The 18,187-nt window shown below is 67.9% G+C and carries 11 protein-coding genes and 1 pseudogene; 7 read left to right on the forward strand and 5 right to left on the reverse strand.

What is annotated here, in order from left to right; genetic code table 11:
* Window positions 1-64 precede the first annotated feature (64 nt).
* The 5 genes and pseudogenes from folE to AC06FE_RS16180 all read left to right on the forward strand — a co-directional run bounded on the left by folE (window position 65) and on the right by AC06FE_RS16180 (window position 6,927).
* The gene (gene folE, locus AC06FE_RS16160) at window positions 65-664 is read left to right on the forward strand and encodes a GTP cyclohydrolase I FolE (protein ID WP_132864091.1); all 600 of its coding nucleotides are present in this window, start codon (window positions 65-67) and stop codon (window positions 662-664) included.
* Between the two features lie 22 nt (window positions 665-686).
* A complete protein-coding gene (locus AC06FE_RS16165) occupies window positions 687-2,156 on the forward strand; it encodes a DUF3375 domain-containing protein (RefSeq protein WP_478073619.1) in 1,470 nt (489 codons plus the stop codon).
* Complete coding sequence (locus AC06FE_RS16170; protein ID WP_478073620.1) at window positions 2,143-2,859, forward strand: DUF4194 domain-containing protein; 717 nt, start codon at window positions 2,143-2,145, stop codon at window positions 2,857-2,859. Before AC06FE_RS16165 ends, AC06FE_RS16170 begins: the two co-directional genes overlap by 14 nt.
* A 70-nt stretch (window positions 2,860-2,929) precedes the next feature.
* Window positions 2,930-6,352 (forward strand): annotated as a pseudogene (locus tag AC06FE_RS16175) (ATP-binding protein); the annotation flags it as partial.
* Window positions 6,353-6,549: 197 nt separating this feature from the next.
* Window positions 6,550-6,927: an MAPEG family protein gene (locus tag AC06FE_RS16180; RefSeq protein ID WP_192287217.1), complete on the forward strand. Its 378-nt coding sequence runs from the start codon at window positions 6,550-6,552 to the stop codon at window positions 6,925-6,927.
* A 149-nt stretch (window positions 6,928-7,076) separates the two neighbouring features.
* On the opposite strand, the gene AC06FE_RS16185 is transcribed toward AC06FE_RS16180, so the two are convergent.
* From AC06FE_RS16185 to AC06FE_RS16200, 4 genes are all read right to left on the reverse strand, one after another.
* Window positions 7,077-9,947 carry a TonB-dependent receptor gene (locus tag AC06FE_RS16185; RefSeq protein ID WP_132864096.1) on the reverse strand — a complete coding sequence of 957 codons (2,871 nt, stop codon included), beginning with the start codon at window positions 9,945-9,947 and terminating at the stop codon, window positions 7,077-7,079.
* 218 nt (window positions 9,948-10,165) lie between these two features.
* On the reverse strand, window positions 10,166-10,909 hold the full coding sequence (locus AC06FE_RS16190; RefSeq protein ID WP_446541043.1) for an SDR family NAD(P)-dependent oxidoreductase: 744 nt from the start codon (window positions 10,907-10,909) through the stop codon (window positions 10,166-10,168).
* Window positions 10,910-10,986: 77 nt separating this feature from the next.
* Window positions 10,987-12,621, reverse strand: coding sequence for an EAL domain-containing protein (locus AC06FE_RS16195; RefSeq protein ID WP_478073621.1), 1,635 nt, complete (start codon window positions 12,619-12,621; stop codon window positions 10,987-10,989).
* Window positions 12,622-12,722: 101 nt separating this feature from the next.
* Window positions 12,723-13,502: a sulfite exporter TauE/SafE family protein gene (locus AC06FE_RS16200; protein WP_132864099.1), complete on the reverse strand. Its 780-nt coding sequence runs from the start codon at window positions 13,500-13,502 to the stop codon at window positions 12,723-12,725.
* 85 nt (window positions 13,503-13,587) lie between these two features.
* Here AC06FE_RS16200 and AC06FE_RS16205 point away from each other — a divergent pair, with 85 nt between their 5' ends.
* Together AC06FE_RS16205 and AC06FE_RS16210 are read left to right on the forward strand one after the other, a co-directional pair.
* On the forward strand, window positions 13,588-13,980 hold the full coding sequence (locus AC06FE_RS16205; RefSeq protein WP_478073622.1) for a YchJ family metal-binding protein: 393 nt from the start codon (window positions 13,588-13,590) through the stop codon (window positions 13,978-13,980).
* A gap of 219 nt (window positions 13,981-14,199) precedes the next feature.
* The gene (locus AC06FE_RS16210; RefSeq protein ID WP_478073627.1) at window positions 14,200-16,344 is read left to right on the forward strand and encodes a lytic murein transglycosylase; all 2,145 of its coding nucleotides are present in this window, start codon (window positions 14,200-14,202) and stop codon (window positions 16,342-16,344) included.
* A gap of 152 nt (window positions 16,345-16,496) precedes the next feature.
* Here AC06FE_RS16210 and AC06FE_RS16215 read toward each other — a convergent pair whose 3' ends face one another.
* Entirely contained in the window at window positions 16,497-17,672 is a 1,176-nt protein-coding gene (locus AC06FE_RS16215; RefSeq protein WP_313255864.1) for a benzoate/H(+) symporter BenE family transporter, read from the reverse strand.
* Window positions 17,673-18,187 lie beyond the last annotated feature (515 nt).

The raw sequence follows: 18,187 nt of genomic DNA on the forward strand, positions 1-18,187 counted from the left end.
CGTGCTGCCCCCTCCGGGGCCCGGCTGGTAGCATGTCCACCCCGTAATCCAAGCGCTGTCTGTAATGACCGATTCCAAGAACCCGCCCGTCACCCAGGCCCAGGCCGAAGACGCCGTGCGCACCCTGCTGCGCTGGGCCGGTGAAGATCCCGCCCGCGAAGGCCTGCTGGATACCCCGCGCCGGGTGGCCGAGGCCTACGGCGACTGGTTCAAGGGCTACCAGGACGACCCGCGCGAGTACCTGGCACGTACCTTCGAGGAAGTGGCCGGCTACGACGAGATGATCGTGCTGCGCGACATCGAGTACGAAAGCCACTGCGAGCACCACATGGCGCCGATCCTGGGCCGTGTCCACGTCGGCTACGTGCCCAACGGCCGCGTGGTCGGCATCTCCAAGCTGGCGCGCGTGGTCGAGGCCTATGCCCGCCGCTTCCAGGTGCAGGAGAAGATGACCGCGCAGATCGCCGATGTCATCCAGGACGTGCTGCAGCCGCTGGGCGTGGGCGTGGTGGTGGAAGGCTCGCACGAGTGCATGACCACCCGTGGCATCCACAAGCGTGGCGTGTCCATGGTCACCTCGCGCATGCGTGGCACCTTCCATGACGACGCGCGCACCCGCGCCGAGTTCCTGCGTTTCATCGAAGTCGGCCACGCCCGCCGCTAAGCCAAGGACCCGCGCGCTGTCGATGAAGTACCCCAAACGTATTGCCGGCTATCAGCGCCTGCGCGAGCAGCCGCTGTGGAAACTGCTGGCCTCCGACCGCGCGCCGGTGTTGATCGGGCTGCTGCAGGGCCTGTTGCTGGAAGCGGACCGGCGCGTGCCGGGCTCGATCCTGGCCGAGCGCCTGCAGCAGCAGCTGGACGCGCTCAACGCCGAGGAACTCGACGTCGAGCTGCCGCGCACCGCGCAGGCCTACATCGCCTACTGGCTGTCGCAGGGCTGGCTGGAGCGGCGCCTGCCCGAAGGAGCGAGCGAGGAGGAGTACGAGCTCTCGCGCCAGGCGGTGCAGGCCATCCGCTTCATCGCCGGGGTCGAGCACAACGCCAGCCTGGCCACCGAAAGCCGCCTGTCGATGGTCATGCAGCAGCTCTCGCAGCTGGCCCAGCAGACCGAGACCAACCCCGAGGCACGGCTGGCCGCGCTGCGCGCCGAGCGTGAGCGCATCGATGCGGAGATCGCCCAGGCCGCCAGCGGCAAGGTCGCCACCCTCGACGGCAAGCGCGCGCTGGAACGCACCCGCGACGTGATCCGCCTGGCCGATGACCTGGCCGAGGACTTCCGCCGCGTGCGCGATGACTTCGAGCAGCTCAACCGCCGTTTCCGCGAGCGCATCATCGACGACGAAGGCGCGCGCGGCGACGTGCTCGACCGCCTGTTCAATGGCGTCGACGTGATCGGCGAATCCGATGCCGGGCGCAGCTTCCAGGCGTTCTGGGACCTGCTCAACGACCCACGCCGCAGCGCCGAGCTCGACGCCGCGCTGGACGCGGTGCTCGACCGTGGCTTCACCCGCAAGCTGGACCGCAACGAGCGCAACTTCCTGCGCAACTTCACCAGCACCCTGCTCGAGCGCGGCGGCCAGGTGCACGAGGTGATGCAGCACTTCGCGCGCAGCCTGCGCGGTTTCGTGCAGAGCCGTGGTTACCTGGAACAGCGCCGCCTCAACCAGCTGCTCAAGCAGGCCCAGGGCCAGGCGCTGCAGCTGCGCGACGACATGCACCCCACCGCCGCCACCGGCTTCGTGCTGCCGCTGTCGGCCGCGCGCCTGCGCTCGATCGGCCAATGGCGCCTGCACGACCCGCGCAGCCACCAGGTCGAGACGGCGATCTTCATGGCCGATGCGGCCGAGATCTCGCTGGACAGCGTCGGCGACCTGGTCGCGCAGTCGGAGATCGACGTACGCACGCTCAAGGACAACCTGTTCATGCTGCTTGGCACCCGCCCGCAGCTGTCCATCGCGCAGGTGCTGCGCGAGCGGCCGGCGCGGCAGGGCCTGGGCAGCGTGATCGGCTATCTCTCCATCGGCACCCGCCACGGCATGGTGGTGCGCGATCAACTGGAAACCGTGGAATGGACCGGCGGCGACGGCAGGGCACGGCGTGCCCGCGTGCCGCTGGTGTGGTTCCTCAAGGAAAGACGCGATGAACTGGTCTGAGACCGAAATCGAGAACGAAGGCGAAGGCCAGGCCGCACCGGCACCCGCCGCACCGGCCACCAACAAGGACACCGGCGCGCTGTTCCTGGGCGACACCGGCCGCCTGCCGGCCGAGGCGCGCCGCGCGCTGTGCCAGCTGCTGGCCGGCCCCAGCGTCGATGCGCAGCGCCAGCCGACCCAGTGGACCGCGTTGCTGCGCCACGAGGACGCGGTGCGCAGCCTGCTGTGCGAGCTGTTCCTGGAGCTGGTGCTGGACCGTGACGGCGGCATCGCCTTCACCCGCCAGGCCGATACCGCCGAGCTGGATTCGCCGACGCTGCTGCGCAGTGCGCCGCTGACCTTCATCGAGTCGGTGCTGTTGCTGCACCTGCGCCAGCAGCTGGCCGAGGCCGATACCCGCGGCGAACGCGCGGTGGTGGAGGAGCTGGAACTGGTCGAGGCGATGAGCATCTACCAGAAGAACGTCTCCACCGACCAGGCCGGCTACGGCAAGCGCGTGGCCGCGGCGATCGCCAAGATGCGCGAGAACCAGCTGCTGTCCAAGCTGCGCGGCAGCGAGGACCGCTACGAGATCTCGCCGGCGCTGAAGCTGCTGTTCTCGGCCGAGGACGTGCAGACCCTGGGCGAGGCCTACCGCCAGCTGCGCGAAGGCGAGCCGGCGCCGGCCGAGGCCGAAGCCGCCGTCGAAGACGCCGACGAATGACGCGCACGCGCGTCGAATCACATTTGTTTGTCGCCGTCGCGCCAGGCGCGGCGGTTGAAGGATGAGCCGCATGGACACCGCTTCCCACACCCTGCTTCCCGCCGCCGCGTTGTTCAACGACCCGGCCAGTGATGCCCGCGCGAACCAGTTCCGCATGCGCCGCCTGCAGGTGCTCAACTGGGGCACGTTCTCGGGCCTGACCGAAGTGCCGATCGCCGAGCGCGGCTTCCTGTTCGTCGGCCGCTCCGGTTCGGGCAAGTCGACCCTGCTCGATGGCATGAGCGCGCTGCTGACGCCGCCGAGCATCGTCGACTTCAACGCCGCCGCGCGCGAAGCCGAACGTTCCGGCCGCGACCGCTCGCTGGTGTCCTACGTGCGTGGCGCCTGGGCCGACCAGCAAGACAGCGCATCGGGCGAAATCGCCACCCAGTACCTGCGCAAGGGCGCGACCTGGACCGCATTGGCGCTGGAGTACCACAACGCCCGCGGCGACGCGGTGTCGATCATCCGCATGTTCTGGATAAACGGCGCCGGCACCTCCGCCAACGATGTGCGCAAGCACTACATGGTGGTGCCGCGCCGCTTCGACCTGGCCGAACTCGATGGCTTCGACCTGGACCTGCGCAAGCTGCGCCTGCGCCTGGGCGAGGACGTGGCCCACTTCGACAGCTTCGCCGGCTACGCCGAGCGCTTCCGCCACCTGCTGGGCATCGGCAACGACATGGCGCTGCGCCTGCTGCACAAGACGCAGTCGGCCAAGAACCTGGGCGACCTCAACGCCTTCCTGCGTGGCTTCATGCTGGAAGAGCCGCGCACCTTCGAAGCAGCCGACCGCCTGGTCGAGGACTTCTCCGAGCTGGACGGCGCCCACCATGCGGTGGTGACCGCGCGGCGTCAGGTCGAGACGCTGACCCCGGCCCGCGACTACCACCAGGACCTGACCGAGCTGCGCAAGGGCGTGGCCAACCTGCGCGACCTGCAGATCGGCATCGACGGCTTCCGCGAGGAGAAGCGCCTGGAGCTGGTCAACGACCGCCTCAAGGAAGTGGAGGTCGCCGACCGCGGCCTGATGGGCGAGGAAGGCCAGCGCCGCCAGGCGCTGGACAACCACGAGCAGAAGCTGGTCGAGCTGGAGCGCCAGCAGCGCGAACAGGGCGGCGAGCGCATCGAGGAGCTGGAGCGCGAACGCACCCGCGTCGAGCGCGAGGTCGAGGAACGCGCGCGCCGCCGCAAGCAGCTGGAAACCGCGTGCCGCCAGCTGGGCATGTCGCTGGCCGACACCGCTTCGGTGTTCGCCGAGCAGGTCGAACAGGCACGTGCGTTGATCGATGGCAGCCGTGACGGTGCCGGCACCGTGGACGATGCCATCGCCGAGCGCATGGCCGAGCGTCGCGATGACGAGAAGCGTTTCAATGCGCTGCGCGTGGAGCTGGAATCGCTCAAGTCCGCGCCCAGCTCGATCCCGGCCCCGCTGCAGCAGATGCGCGCCCGCCTGTGCGACGACACCGGCCTGCCCGAATCGGTGCTGCCCTTCGTCGGCGAGCTGATCCAGGTGCGCGAGGACCAGATCGGTTGGCGCGGCGCGATCGAGCGCGTGCTGCACGGTTTCGCGCAGTCGCTGCTGGTCGATGAGAAGCACCACAGCCAGGTGGCCGAGTGGGCCAACCGCACCCACCTGGGCACCAAGCTGGTCTACTTCCGCGTGCGCGACAACGAGTCGCTGCATGCGCGCGAGCCGGACAAGCGTTCGTTGATCCACAAGCTGCAGCTGCGCGACCACGTGTTCGGCGACTGGGTCCATAACGAACTGCTGCGCCGCTTCGATTACACCTGCGTGGAGAACGCCAGCCAGCTGCGCAACGAAGACCGCGCACTGACCCGCGAAGGCCAGATCAAGCACCCGGGCGATCGCTACGAGAAGGACGACCGCCACGCCGTCAACGACCGCAAGCGCTGGATGCTGGGCCACGACAACCGCGACAAGCGCCGCGTCTACGAGCGCGAGGCGCAGGAGCTGGCGCAGCGCATCGCGCGCAGCGAGTCGGACGTGGCCATGCTGCGCAAGCAGCGCGAGAGCGGGCAGGAAAAGCAGCTGGCCGCGCGCGTGCTGGTCGAGCGCGACTGGGACGAGATCGACGTCGGCCCGCGCCTGCAGCGCCTGGCCGATATCGACGAGCAGCTGGTGGACCTGCGCGAGGGCGACAACGCGTTGGCGCGCGTCGGCCAGCAGATCGAGCTGACCCGCGGCCTGCGCGACCAGGCCAAGCGCACCTACGAGGACGTGCGGCTGGAACGCGCGCAGCTTTCGCGTGAGCGCGTGCGGTTGGAACAGCAGCGTGACAACGGCGCTGCCCGCGTCGCCGGTGCGCCGCTGACCGATGCCCAGCGTGACGGCCTGGGCGAGCGCCTGGAGGCGCTGCCGGGCTTCAACCTGGACACGCTGGAAAGCCACTTCCGCGTGATCGAGCGTGGCCTGGCCGAGGAGCTGGGGCAGAGCCAGAGCCGCGACGCCAAGCTCACCCAGCACCTGCTCGACTGCTTCCGCAAGTATTGCCAGCAGTGGCCGGAGGACTCCGGTGACTTCACCGTGTCGCTGAGCAGCGCCGATGACTTCCTGGCACGCCTGCAGCGCCTGGAGAGCGACGGCCTGCCACGCCACGAAGGCCGCTTCTTCGACCTGCTGCAGACCCAGAGCAAGAACAACCTGCTCGCCCTGCAGCGCCACACCGCCGAGGCACACAAGGCGATCAAGCAGCGCATGGACGAGGTCAACGCCTCGCTGGAGCAGGTGCCGTTCAACCGCGGCACCGTGCTGGCCATCGACGTCAGCGACCGGCGCCTGCCGGAAGTGCAGGACTTCCAGCTGCAGCTGCGCGCGGTGCTGACCCACCAGCAGACCGAAGACCGTTCGCTGGCCGAAACCCAGTTCAACGTGCTGCGTGACCTGGTGCGCCGCCTCGGCGCACAGGAGCCGGAGCTGCGCCGCTGGCGCGAGCAGGTGCTGGACGTGCGCCAGCACGTGGAGTTCTACGGCGTCGAGCTCGACGGCGAAACCCGCGAGCAGGTCGAGATCTACCGCAGCGGCGCCGGCAAGTCCGGTGGCCAGCGCCAGAAGCTGGCCACCACCTGCCTGGCCGCGGCGCTGCGTTACCAGCTCGGTGGCGAAGACGGCGAACTGCCGCGCTACGCCGCCGTGGTGCTCGACGAAGCCTTCGACAAGGCCGACAACGAGTTCACCGCGCTGGCGATGAACATCTTCGAGAACTTCGGCTTCCAGATGGTGGTGGCCACCCCGCTGAAGTCGGTGATGACACTGGAGCCGTTCATCGGCGGTGCCTGCTTCGTCGAGATCAGCGGTCGCCACGATTCGGGCGTGCTGCTGATCGAATACGACGACGAGGCCAATCGCCTGAAGCTGCCGGCGCGCGCCCGTGGCGCCGCCGCCCGCGAACAGGACGAGGCCGGTGACGTGGAAGTCGCGGCGGACGATGCCGAAGCCGCACCGAAGAAGAAGCCGGCGAGGAAGAGCGCGGCCACCGAGCAGTAAGCCCGGGCATTCCTCCCTTGCCACTGGCCAGGGAGGAAGCACGGCAGGAGCAGGTCCAGCCGCCAAGCCCATCCCACATCCGCTCGCATCACCCCGCGCGCACCTCCGTTACAGTCCCCTCAAACGCCTCCGAGGATTCCCCCATGCATTACGTGGAAATCGTCGCCATGCTGGTCGTGGTGCAGTACCTGTTCTTCACCACCCTGGTCGGTCGCGCCCGTGGCCGTTACGGCGTGAAGGCGCCGGCCGTCACCGGCCATGAAGGTTTCGAGCGCGTCTACCGCGTGCAGATGAACACCCTGGAGCTGATGGTCGCGCTGCTGCCGTCGTTGTTCGTCGCCGCCCGCTTCTGGCCGGCCGAATGGGTGGCTGGCATCGGTGCGGTCTACCTGGTTGGCCGCTTGATCTACTGGCGCGCCTACGTTGCCGCGCCGGCGGGGCGTGGCCTGGGCTTCGGCCTGTCGATGCTGCCGGTGCTCGCGCTGCTGCTGATGGCCCTGGCGGGCGCGATCCTGCGCTGATTGCCCGGTCGCGAAGCCGACGGCCCATCCCGTCGCGCAGAGGCGGGCTACGGAAGCAGTGTCGGCTTCCAGCCAATCCCGAAACCGAATGCCCATCGCCAACGACAAAGGAAGCCTTTCGGCTCCCTTTGTCGTTTCCCTCACCCGGCTCAGAAATCCAGGCTGAGCTTGGCGTAGCTGTAGCGCCCCGGCAGGTCATAGGTGCCCGGGTCGTAGCCATTGAGCGTGCAGCTCAGGCAGATCGGCGGGTTCTTGTCGAACACGTTGTTGACGCCCACGGTGACCTTGACGCCCTTCATCCACGCATCGGTGCGCCAGCTCACCTGCGCGTCATGGTACGTGGTGGCGCCCAGCCAATGCTGGTCGTTGGCGCTGTCGGTACAGATGTCGAAACCATTGGCCCCGGCGCAGCGCTCGCGCAGGCGGTCGATGTAGCGCATCGTCCAGCTCGCGTTCCAGTTGCGGAAGTCCCAGTTGGTGGTCAACGTCGAGCTCCACTCCGGGATCGCGCTGTCGTTGATCTCCACGCCCGGCGCCTTCGGTTCGGCCTGGCCGGATTCGTTGATCAGCTCGTAACGGGTGACCCAGGTGGCCTTCCAGTCGAAGCCGAGCTGGCCCCAGCCGGTCTCCGGCAGCAGCCAATGCGCGGTGAAGTCCCAGCCACTGGTGTTGATGGTGCCCAGGTTGGCCAGGATGTCCTCGAAGCGGATGATCTGCCCGCGGTCGTTGCGCGTGTAGCTGGCACAGGCAGTGGCATCGCGGGTATCGATGCAGCGGTCGAGGATGGCCTGCGCATCCGGTGCCTGGATCGCGTCATCGATGGTGTGGCGGTAGAACGTCACGCCCAGGTCCAGCTTGCTCGACCAGCTGCTGTTCTCGGCCCAGCCCGGGCTCCACACCGCACCGGCCATGAACGAGCGGCTTTCTTCCGGCTGCAGGTCGCGGTTGCCGGAAGTGACCACCGAGATCTGCGGGTTGGCCTGCTCGTAGCCGGCCGGCACGCCATCGGCCACGCACTTGGGCGTGGTGGAGGCGGCGTTGTTGCACGGGTCCACCAGGGTCGCGTCGAAGCGGCTCAGCGTGCCGTACAGCTCGCCGATCGACGGTGCGCGGAAGCCCTGCGCGTAGGACATGCGCAGCAGCAGTTCGTCGGCCGGCTGCCAACGCAGGCCGATCTTGCCGGTGCCGGTGCCGCCGAAGGTGGAGTAGTCCGAATAGCGGCCGGCGATGCTCAGGTCCAGGCTCTTGCCCCAGAAACCGCCACGCGCCAGCGGCACGTCGAATTCCGCATAGGCTTCCTTCACCGTATAGCTGCCAACGGTGATGCCCGACGGCACGCCGTTGTACTCGCCGGCCACGGTGATCGGGTCGGGGTGGTATTCGCCCTTGTAGCGGCGCCACTCGGCACCGGCGGCGAAGGACACCGGCCCGGCCCAGTTGTCGAACAGCTCGCCGGTGATGTTGGCCGAACCCAGGCTCAGCGTGTTCTTGCTGCGGTCGCGCACCAGCGGCGAGATCCAGGCCAGCATGTCCGGGGTGATGGTGCCCGGCCCGCCGAAGATGTTCAGCGGCACGCAGCCGGCGATCGCCGCGCAGGCGGCCGGGTCGCCCAGCGCCTGGTTGATGTGCTTGATGTTGTAGCTGCCGGTGTTGGTCTGGGTGGCCTTGCTTTCACTGGTCATCGCGTTGATGTCCCAGTTCCAGGTGCGCTGGTTGACCTCGAAGGTGCCGTCCAGCCCGGCCGCCGCGTACCAGGTCTTCACCTTCTGCTCGTAGCGGCGCGGCCCGCCTTCCACCGGGCGTCGCCCGATCAGGAACAGGTTCGGGTCGCTGCCCATCGTGGTCAGGTCGAAGCCGAACGGGTTGTAGGGGTTGTTGGCCGAGATCACCAGGTTCTTCTCGGCCCAGTCGTTGTAGACGCCGGCGTCGGTGCCCAGGAAGAACGGTTCCGGCGCGGCCTGGTTGGCCGACTCGCGCTCGCTGTACAGGCCACGGAACCAGCCGCTGACGGCCGGGGTGAATTCGAAGCGCACCTGGCCGAACACCGACTTGCGCTCATTCGGGGTCAGCAACAGGTTGTACGGGGCGAAGTTGAAGCGGTCCGGGGTGCCGAAGCAATGGTAGTCATCGGTGCGCGCGCAGCCGGTCTGGCTGGGATCGAACTGCGGCGAGGTGACGCCGGTGTTGGAGGTGATGTTGAACACGTTGCCGCTGGGGTCGGCGAATACCAGCCGTCCCTGCGGCGTGGCCGAGCTGCCATTGGCCAGGCCGGTGCCCGGCACCGGTTCGCGCGCCCACTTGTACTCGTTGGAGCCGATCTCCTTCTGCTTGAACCACGAGCCGCCCACGATCCACTGCGCACGTTCGCCGCTCTTGCCGAAGCTGAAGTCCACCCCGGTCGTGCCGCCACCCTTGAGGTTGTAGTCGCCGTACTGCACCTCGACGTGGCCACCGTCGGCGCCCTTCTTGGTGATGATGTTGACCACGCCGGCGATCGCGTCGGAACCGTAGATCGACGAGGCACCGTCCTCCAGCACTTCGATGCGGTCCACCAGCGCCAGCGGAATGGTGTTCAGGTCGACCGACGAGCCCACCCCCGAGCCGGACGATTCGTTGACCCAGCGGATGCCGTCCACCAGCACCAGCACGCGCTTGGGGCCGAGGTGGCGCAGGTCCACCGTGGCCGCGCCGGCACCCACGCCGCCGCCATCGGGCGGGAAGCCGAAGTTGCCGCTGGAGTTGAGCTTGGTGCTCAGCGAGGCGCCGCTGGCGGTGAGGTGCTGGACCACGTCGGCCACCGAGGTGTAGCCGGTGCGTTCGATGGCCTCGCGGGACAGCACCTGCACCGGCACCTGGGTTTCCAGTTCGGCCTTCTTGATGCGGGTACCGGTGACCTGGATCGTGTCCAGGGTGCGCGCGTTCTCGGTGGCGTCCTGGGCGGCCGCCGTGGCGGGGAGCAACAACAGGGAAAGCCGTACGGCGTGGGCAAGGCGTTGCGTGCGTAGCGAAGACAACTTCATCGGAAAGCTCCTCTGAATGCCGGACTACTTCTGGTGGGCCCGCCGTAGGGGCGGGTGTCACCGACTTGTAAACAATTCGTTAGGCGGCGGCAACAAGAAGGCGCCACAAACCCGCATTCATGTGTCAACAAATGGCACTTTGGCGAAATCCGGCACAAAAAAAGGCAGGGCCAGGCCCTGCCAAACACACAATGTCAGGTGCGCCGGCGGCGCGGTGGTCAGCGGGCGGAGTAGCCGCCGTCGACCAGGTGGTAGCTGCCGGTGATGAAGGAGGCCTTGTCCGAGAGCAGGAAGCAGGTCAGCTCGGCCACCTCGTCGGCCGTGCCCAGCCGCCCGGCCGGGTGCAGCGCCACCAGCCCGGCGTAGGCCTGCGCGTCCATGCCCTGCAGCAACGGCGTGTCGATGAAGCCGGGGCCGACCGCGTTGACCCGCAGGCCCTGGGCCGAGTACTCCAGGGCCGCGCTCTTGGTCATGCCGACCAGGGCGTGCTTGGCGGCGACATAGGCGGCCGAGCCGGCCCAGCCGTTGCTGCCCAGGATCGAGGCCATGTTGACGATGGCGCCGCCACCGGCGGCCAGGATCGCCGGCACTTCGTATTTCATCGCGTAGAACACCCCATGCAGGTTCACGCCCAGCACGCGGTGCCATTCCTCCAGCGGGTAATCGGCGGTCTGCAGGCTGGCCCCGCCGATGCCGGCGTTGTTCACCGCCAGGTGCAGTGCGCCGAAACGCTCCACGCCGGCCTGCACCATGTGGCGCACGGCATCCGGGTCGCTGACGTCCACGCGCAACGGCATCACCCGATCACCCAGCGACATCGCCACCGCGGTGGCCGCGTCACCGTCGATGTCGGCGGCCAGTACCTGCGCCCCGCGCGCGGCCAGCTGGCGGACCACGGCTTCGCCGATGCCAGATGCCGCGCCGGTCACCAGCGCGATGCGTCCCTGGAAATCCTGCTGCATGGCACTGCTCCACGACCGCGGCCATCCCGCGAGGAAGCCAGCATCGCCGCATCAGTGGGGCGATGCATTGAGGTCGATCAATCCGGTGTTGGCCGGCGCCGGGGCAGGGGGCCAACCGGCGCCGACCGGGCATGCTGGTCCGGGCGCGAATGCGCGGGCACGAAGGCGAACAGCTCCGCCGCACCCAGGGGCTTGCTGAACAGGTAGCCCTGGCCGTAGCGCACGCCGCGTTGGCGGAAGAACGTGGCCTGCTCGCGGGTCTCGATGCCTTCCACCAACGTCCGCATGCCCAGGCTGCGGGCCAGGTCGATGATGTGGTCGGCCACGCTGCTGGTCACCGATTCGGTGCAGGCGGTATGGGTGAAGCTCTTGTCGATCTTGAGGATGTCGAACGGGTACGTGGTCAGGTAGGAGAGGCTGGAGTAGCCGGTGCCGAAGTCATCCACCGCCAGCTCGATGCCCAGTCCGCGGATCGCCAGCAGCACTTCCAGGGCGCTGGTCCTCTCCAGCAGGCCGCGCTCGGTGGCCTCGACCACGAAGCGGCCGCACCCCGGGCCGATCGCCGCCTGCATCTCGGCCAGCAGGCGCGGGGTGCGCGGCGACTGCAGGTCCTGCGGAGACAGGTTCACGCTGATGTGGAAGCCCGGATGCTGGCGCAGGAAGCCGCTCAGGTCCTTGACCACCAGTTCCAGCACGCGTCGGCTGACCAGGTGGATCAGCCCGGCGTCCTCGGCGAAGGGAATGAACAGGTCCGGCGTCACCACCTTGCCGTCCTCGTGCTGCCAGCGCAGCAGCGCCTCGGCACCCACGCAGGTGTCATCGACCAGGTCGAACACCGGTTGGTACAGCAGGAACAGGTGCCCCTTGTTGATCGCATGCAGCAGTTCGGCACGGGCCGAGAGCTGGCGCCGGCTGATCAGCCAGGCCGCCCCGAGCACCACCAGCCCGGCCAGCACGCCGGCCGGCAGGAACCAATGCGCGAACTGCGACACGCGCGTGTCGATCGACGCCAGCGGGCTGGCCACGACCGTGCCGGTGGTCCCCGGCGGCACTACCCGCCGCACCACCATGTAGCCGCTGTCCATGTCCAGGTAATGCGCCTGGCCGGCGGCCGGGCCGTTGGCCGCGGCCCAGGCTTCCTGCAGGTGCCCGTAGCGCGCCAGCCACGCGCCGGTGTGGGTGCTGAACAACCCCATCGACACGTTGGGGCGGGAGAACGGCGCGATCAGGCCGTCCGGGTAGGCCAGCAGCCCGTAGCCATCCTTGACCAGCAGCACGTATTGCCGTTGCGCTACGCCGCGGATACGCACCTGCGAATGGATCAGCGTGCCGTCGGGCTGGACCACCGGCGGCGGCCCGAGCAGCAGGTTGTTGGTCACCGCGCTGTTGGAGGAACAGAGCACCCGGGTGCCGTCCAGGAACATCGCGCTCTTGACGATCTGCGAGCTCATCACGAACCGCTGCATCAGCGCCACGCCCTCGGCACTGCAGGGGTCGTCGCTGCGGGCATGCATCTGCTGCCGCAGTTGCCGCAGCAGGCTGGCGGTATCGCGGACCTGGCGTTCCAGGTGCGCGGCGGTGTCATCAAGCTGGGCAAACCGTTCCCGGATTGCCTGCTTGCGCGCCTGCTGCGCCGAAAACAGTACCGGCAGGCAGGCCAGCAGCATGCCGGCGAGCAGCAGCAATGCGGCAATACGATATCGGCTCTTCATCCCAAGCCCTTCCCTGCGTCCGGCGGCGGATCCTCGGCCGCGACTATGTGATGGATCCGGCGGAATTTCAGCGGCCGGGATTCAGCCATGTGCAGGTGCCGTCACGGGCCGCTGAAGGTGTCCCAGGCCATGCGCGTGATCAGCACCACCACCAGCACCAGGAAAAGTTTACGGATCAACGGGGTACCGCCGCGCAGCGCCAGCCGGGTACCGGTCACCGCGCCCAGCACGTTGACCACGGCCATCGGCACGGCGAACACCAGCAGCACGTTGCCGCTGGGCAGGAAGAACGAGATCGCCGCCACGTTGGTGGCCAGGTTCACCACCTTGGAGGCGGCCGAGGCGCGCAGGAAATCCAGCCCGAAGAAGCGCACGAACAGGAAGATCAGGAAGCTGCCGGTGCCCGGGCCGAAGAAGCCATCGTAGAAGCCGATCACCCCGCCCATGACCAGCGCGATCACCAGCTCCCGGCGCCCGACTTCGCGGGGCCGGTGCATCGCGCCGAAATCCTTCTTGGCCAGCGTGTAACCCAGCATCACGATCAGCAGGGTCAGCACCAGCGGACGCACCGCATCCTTGGACAGCAGCGTCACCGCGGTCGCGCCCAGGAACGAGCAGGCGAATGCCGCCGCCGCGGCCAGCAGCACCGGCCGCCACGGGAAGCGCACCGAGCGCGCATAGCGCCAGGCCGACGCGCCGGTGCCGAACATCGAGCTGAACTTGTTGGTGCCCAGCAGGGCCGCCGGGGTGTGCTGGGGCAGGGTGGTGAACAGCCCCGGCAGCTGGATCAGCCCGCCGCCGCCGACCGCCGCATCCACCAGCCCGGCGATGAAGGCGATTACCAGCAACCAGGGCAGCTCGGGCGGCAGCAGTTCCAGCATGGGGATTCCGGCGCAGGGCGCGACAGCATACGCGCCCTTGCCGGGCCCGCTGGAGTGGCAGGTGGCATCGGTGGGAAAATGCGCCATGCAGATCACTCCGACCTCACCGTGCCCCTGCGGGCGGGCGCTCACTTACGCCCGCTGCTGCGGCCGCTACCACGCCGGCGAAGCCGCTCCCGATGCCGAGGCACTGATGCGTTCGCGCTACAGCGCCTACGTGCTCAAGGACGTGGACTACCTGCTGGCCAGCTGGCACCCGGACACCCGCCCGCAAACCCTGTCGCTGGAAGACGCCCCCGGCCAGCGCACCCAATGGCTGGGTCTGGGCGTGAAGCGGCACCTCGTCACTGGCGAGGCGACGGCCGAGGTCGAATTCATCGCCCGTTACCGCGTCGGCGGCGGCAGTGCGGTGAAGATGACCGAGCACAGCCGTTTCCAACGCATCGACGGCCGCTGGTACTACCTCGACGCCGTGTAACCCCAAACCCCGCTTCTCAACCCCTCCCTTTGGCAAAGCGCAAGAGGAGGGCCGGGGAGGAGTCGCCTCCAGCGCTGACCACCCAACGCAGCACACGACGACGGCGCAACAGAAGCCGCGCGGCTCCAGTCACCCCAACTCCCGAACCGCCAGCCCCTTCCATCGCTCCGCGTATCATCAAGCCCCACGCAAGGAGCCCGGCCGATGAAAGCACCCCTGATGATGCGCGCAGCCTCGGCACTGGCCGTCCTCACCCTGGCCACGTCCGCGGCGGCGGCCACCAGCGACTTCGGCAGCTGCGGCACCGCGTTGCGGACCAGCGCCGCCGCCCAGGGCATCCGCGCCGAACGCTTCGACCAGTGGTTCGCCGACGTCAGCCCCGATCTCAGCGTGCTGCCGCTGCTCGACGCCCAGCCCGAGTTCACCACGCCGATCTGGGACTACCTGGCCTCACTGGTCGACACCCAGCGCATCAACGACGGTCGCGCCCGCCTCACCGAGCACCGCGCGCTGCTCGAGCGGATCGCCACCCAATACGGCGTCGATCCGGCCACCGTCGTCGCGGTCTGGGGCGTGGAGAGCGACTACGGCCGCGTATTCGGCAAGCGTCCGCTGCTGCAGTCGCTGGCCACGCTGTCCTGCAACGGTCGCCGCCAACCCTTCTTCAAGGGCGAACTGCTGGCCCTGCTCAAGCTGCTCGACAAGGGCGACCTCAATCCGGCCGGACTCACCGGGTCGTGGGCCGGCGCCTTCGGCCATACCCAGTTCATGCCCTCCACCTACGCCCGCATCGCGGTCGACGGGGATGGCGATGGCCGTCGCGACCTGGTCGCCAGCATCCCCGACGCACTGGCTTCCACCGCCAACTACCTCAAGCAGTCCGGCTGGCGCACCGGCCAGCCCTGGGGCGTGGAAGTACGCGTTCCGGCCGGCTTCGATGCCAGCCTGGCCGGACGCACCAAGCGCAAGCCGCTGGCGGACTGGCGCACACGCGGCATCACCCTGGTCGATGGCAGTCCACTGCAGGTCCCGGCCATCACCGATGACGCCAACGCCGCGTTGCTGCTGCCAGCCGGCGCCAAGGGCCCGGCCTTGCTGGTGTTCCGCAACTACGACGCCATCTATTCCTACAACGCCGCCGAAAGCTATGCGCTCGCCATCGCCACCCTGGCCGACCGCTTGCGTGGCGGCAGCGGCCTGCGCGCCGCCTGGCCCACCGACGACCCGGGCCTGGGCCGTGACGAGCGCCGCCAGTTGCAGACCCTGTTGCTGGCACGCGGCCATGCCATCGGTGCGGCCGACGGCATGATCGGTACCGCCAGCCGTCGCGCCATCCAGCTCGAACAGCAGCGGCTGGGCTGGAAGTCCGCCGACGGCCGTGCCGGCACCCGCATCCTGCAGGCGCTGCGCGACGCCAAGCCGGCGGCGCCCACGGCGTTCCAACTGCCGGCCAACTACCCCCAACTCGTCCAATCCCCGATCGTACGGAGCAATCTCGCAATGAAGGATGTGCAGGGCCTGAGCACAGGCGATTTCAACGGCTTCACCGCCTGGAAGGTGGAAACGCCGTTCTCGACCGCCGCCATCAGCGTGTTTGGTGGCCAGCTGCTGTCCTTCGTACCCAAGGGCGGCCAGGACGTGATGTGGCTCTCGCCCAGCGCCAAGCAGCCGCCCACGCCCATCCGCGGTGGCAGCCCAGTGTGCTGGCCGTACTTCTCGCGCCAGGGGCAGGGCAACGACGTGCCTTCGCACGGCTTCGTCCGCACCGTGGCCTGGGAACTGCGCGATGCCCGCCGCGAGGCCGATGGCAGCATCGTGCTGACCCTGGCCCCGCCGCCGCTGGACAACCTCAACCTCAAGCTGCAGATGGTGCTGCGCATCGGCCGCACGCTGGAGCAGGAGCTGATCACCGAGAACACCGGCACCCAGCCCACCAGCATCACCCAGGCGCTGCACAACTACTTCAACGTCAGCGATGCACTGAAGGTCGACGTCACCGGCCTGGACGGCCTGACCTACCTGGACAAGCTCGACAACGGCAACGCCCACGTCCAGCAGGGCGACTGGAACCTGCGCGATCCGCGCGACCCGGGCCGCAGCGACCGCATCTACACCCAGGCCGCCGGCCACTACGTCCTGCGCGACCCTGGCTTCAGGCGCGCCATCGACATCACCACCAGTGGCAGCCGCAGCGCCGTGGTCTGGAACGCCGGACAAGCCCAGGCCGCGAAGATGGACGACATCGGCGACGCATGGCGCAACTACGTCTGCGTGGAGGCCGGCAACGTCGGCCCGGACGTGATCGAACTGGCCCCCGGCGGCCGCCACACCCTCAAGCAGGTCTTCGAGGTAAAGCCGCTCTAACGCAGGCGCTGTCTCAAGCCTTTGCTCAAGCCCCGCTTCCGCAAGCTCAAGCTTCTGCTTAAGCCCCTCGCCCGCAAGCGGGAGAGGGGTTGGGGAGAGGGCAGCCGCTCAGGCCCTTTCGCGCAGAGCACAAGTCGCGGGCAGCATCCCCCTCACCGCCGCAACACCAGCAGCGTCACCACGCCCGCCACCAATCCCCAGAACGCCGATCCAATCCCGGCCATCGACAACCCGGAAGCGGTCACCAGAAACGTCACCAGCGCCGGCTCGCGCTCGACTTCCTCGCGCATCGCAACGGCCAGGCTGTTGCCGATCGTGCCCAGCAAGGCAATACCGGCCAGCGCCGCCACCAGTTCCTTCGGAAACGCAGCAAACACTGCCGCCACCGTCGCACCGAACAGGCCGACCACGATATAGAACGCCCCGGCGCTCACCGCCGCCGTATAGCGCCGCGCCGGGTCCTCATGCACGTCACGGCCCATGCAGATCGCGGCGGTGATCGCCGCCAGGTTCAAGGCATAGCCGCCGAACGGCGCCAGCACCATGTTGACCGCACCAATCCAGCCCACCACTGGCGACACCGGCGCGTCATAGCCGGAGGCCTTCAGCACCGCCACTCCGGGCACGTTCTGCGATGCCATGGTCACGATGAAAAGGGGCAGGGCAATGCCGAACACGGCAGCCCACGACAGCGTCGGCACGGTGAACACCGGTCGCGCCAACTGCAACTGCACCTGGTCCACGTGCATCAGTCCCTTGCCGGCGGCGATGGCCACGCCCACCAGCAAGGTCGCGATCACCGCATAGCGCGGCAACAGGCGTCGCCCCAGCAGGTAGGTCGCGAGCATCGCCAGCACCAACAGCGGTTGCGTTCCCACCGACACGAATACATCCAGCCCAAAGCGCAACAAGACACCGGCCAACATGCCCGACGCCAGCGAGACCGGAATTCGCCGCATCGCCTTTTCGAACACACCGGAGAAGCCGGCCACCGTCGCCAGCAACGCTGCCAGCACAAACGCACCAATGGCATCGGACAAGGGCAGCGTGCTTGCGCCCACCACCAGCATCGCCGCGCCTGGCGTGGACCATGCCGTCACCACCGGCATGCGGTAGCGCAGCGACAAGCCAATGCAGGTCACGCCCATACCGATGCCGAGCGCCCACATCCACGAGGCTATTTCGGCTTGGTCGGCTCCAACGGACTGTGCTGCCTGGAACACGATCACTGCCGAACTGGCGAAACCCACCAGAACGGTGATGAAGCCGGCAATCACTGCAGGCAGCGAAATGTCTTTGAAGAACGAACGAGCAGAAGAGTCAGTCATCAGTCGCACAACCCCGGATCAACCCGCATTGTGGCCGACGAAAGCTGTCAGAGCCCCTCTCCCGCTCTGCGGGAGAGGGGCTGGGGTGAGGGCAGAACGAAATCGCAGCACCAAAGCACCCACAAGCAAGGCCGAAGCAGCGCCAGCAGCTGGGCACGCCAGGGCGTGGCCACTCATATAGAGAAGCGCTCCGCCATCCTATTTCGCTCTCAATCAGTCCAAAACCTTGCCGAATCTGGCTTCAGCAAGGAATTTGCTGCAAAGGCACACAAAGTGATTGCGCTTTTCACAAAGATGTCTAGAATTCGCTCCCTCGCTTCAACGCGCCGGCCACTTCGGTGACCACCGCCAAGAAGCAGTGTCAACCGCCTCGAAATGAGGTGTTGACGGAAACGAAAAGCCTGCTAAAGTAGGCGGCTCGCTTCAACGAGATGCCTTCGGGCTTACGGAGAAGCAGTTGAGTCAACTTCCTCGAAACGGGGTGTTGACGAAACGGAAAAGCCGGCTATAATGGT

This window comes from Stenotrophomonas sp. Steno-C18, assembly GCF_056393195.1.

Coding starts and splice junctions, on each gene's coding strand:
- folE (WP_132864091.1), top strand. CDS start 65: ATGACCGATTCCAAGAACCCGCCCGTCACCCAGGCCCAGGCCGAAGAC.
- AC06FE_RS16165 (WP_478073619.1), top strand. CDS start 687: ATGAAGTACCCCAAACGTATTGCCGGCTATCAGCGCCTGCGCGAGCAG.
- AC06FE_RS16170 (WP_478073620.1), top strand. CDS start 2,143: ATGAACTGGTCTGAGACCGAAATCGAGAACGAAGGCGAAGGCCAGGCC.
- AC06FE_RS16180 (WP_192287217.1), top strand. CDS start 6,550: ATGCATTACGTGGAAATCGTCGCCATGCTGGTCGTGGTGCAGTACCTG.
- AC06FE_RS16185 (WP_132864096.1), bottom strand. CDS start 9,947: ATGAAGTTGTCTTCGCTACGCACGCAACGCCTTGCCCACGCCGTACGG.
- AC06FE_RS16190 (WP_446541043.1), bottom strand. CDS start 10,909: ATGCAGCAGGATTTCCAGGGACGCATCGCGCTGGTGACCGGCGCGGCA.
- AC06FE_RS16195 (WP_478073621.1), bottom strand. CDS start 12,621: ATGAAGAGCCGATATCGTATTGCCGCATTGCTGCTGCTCGCCGGCATG.
- AC06FE_RS16200 (WP_132864099.1), bottom strand. CDS start 13,502: ATGCTGGAACTGCTGCCGCCCGAGCTGCCCTGGTTGCTGGTAATCGCC.
- AC06FE_RS16205 (WP_478073622.1), top strand. CDS start 13,588: ATGCAGATCACTCCGACCTCACCGTGCCCCTGCGGGCGGGCGCTCACT.
- AC06FE_RS16210 (WP_478073627.1), top strand. CDS start 14,200: ATGATGCGCGCAGCCTCGGCACTGGCCGTCCTCACCCTGGCCACGTCC.
- AC06FE_RS16215 (WP_313255864.1), bottom strand. CDS start 17,672: ATGACTGACTCTTCTGCTCGTTCGTTCTTCAAAGACATTTCGCTGCCT.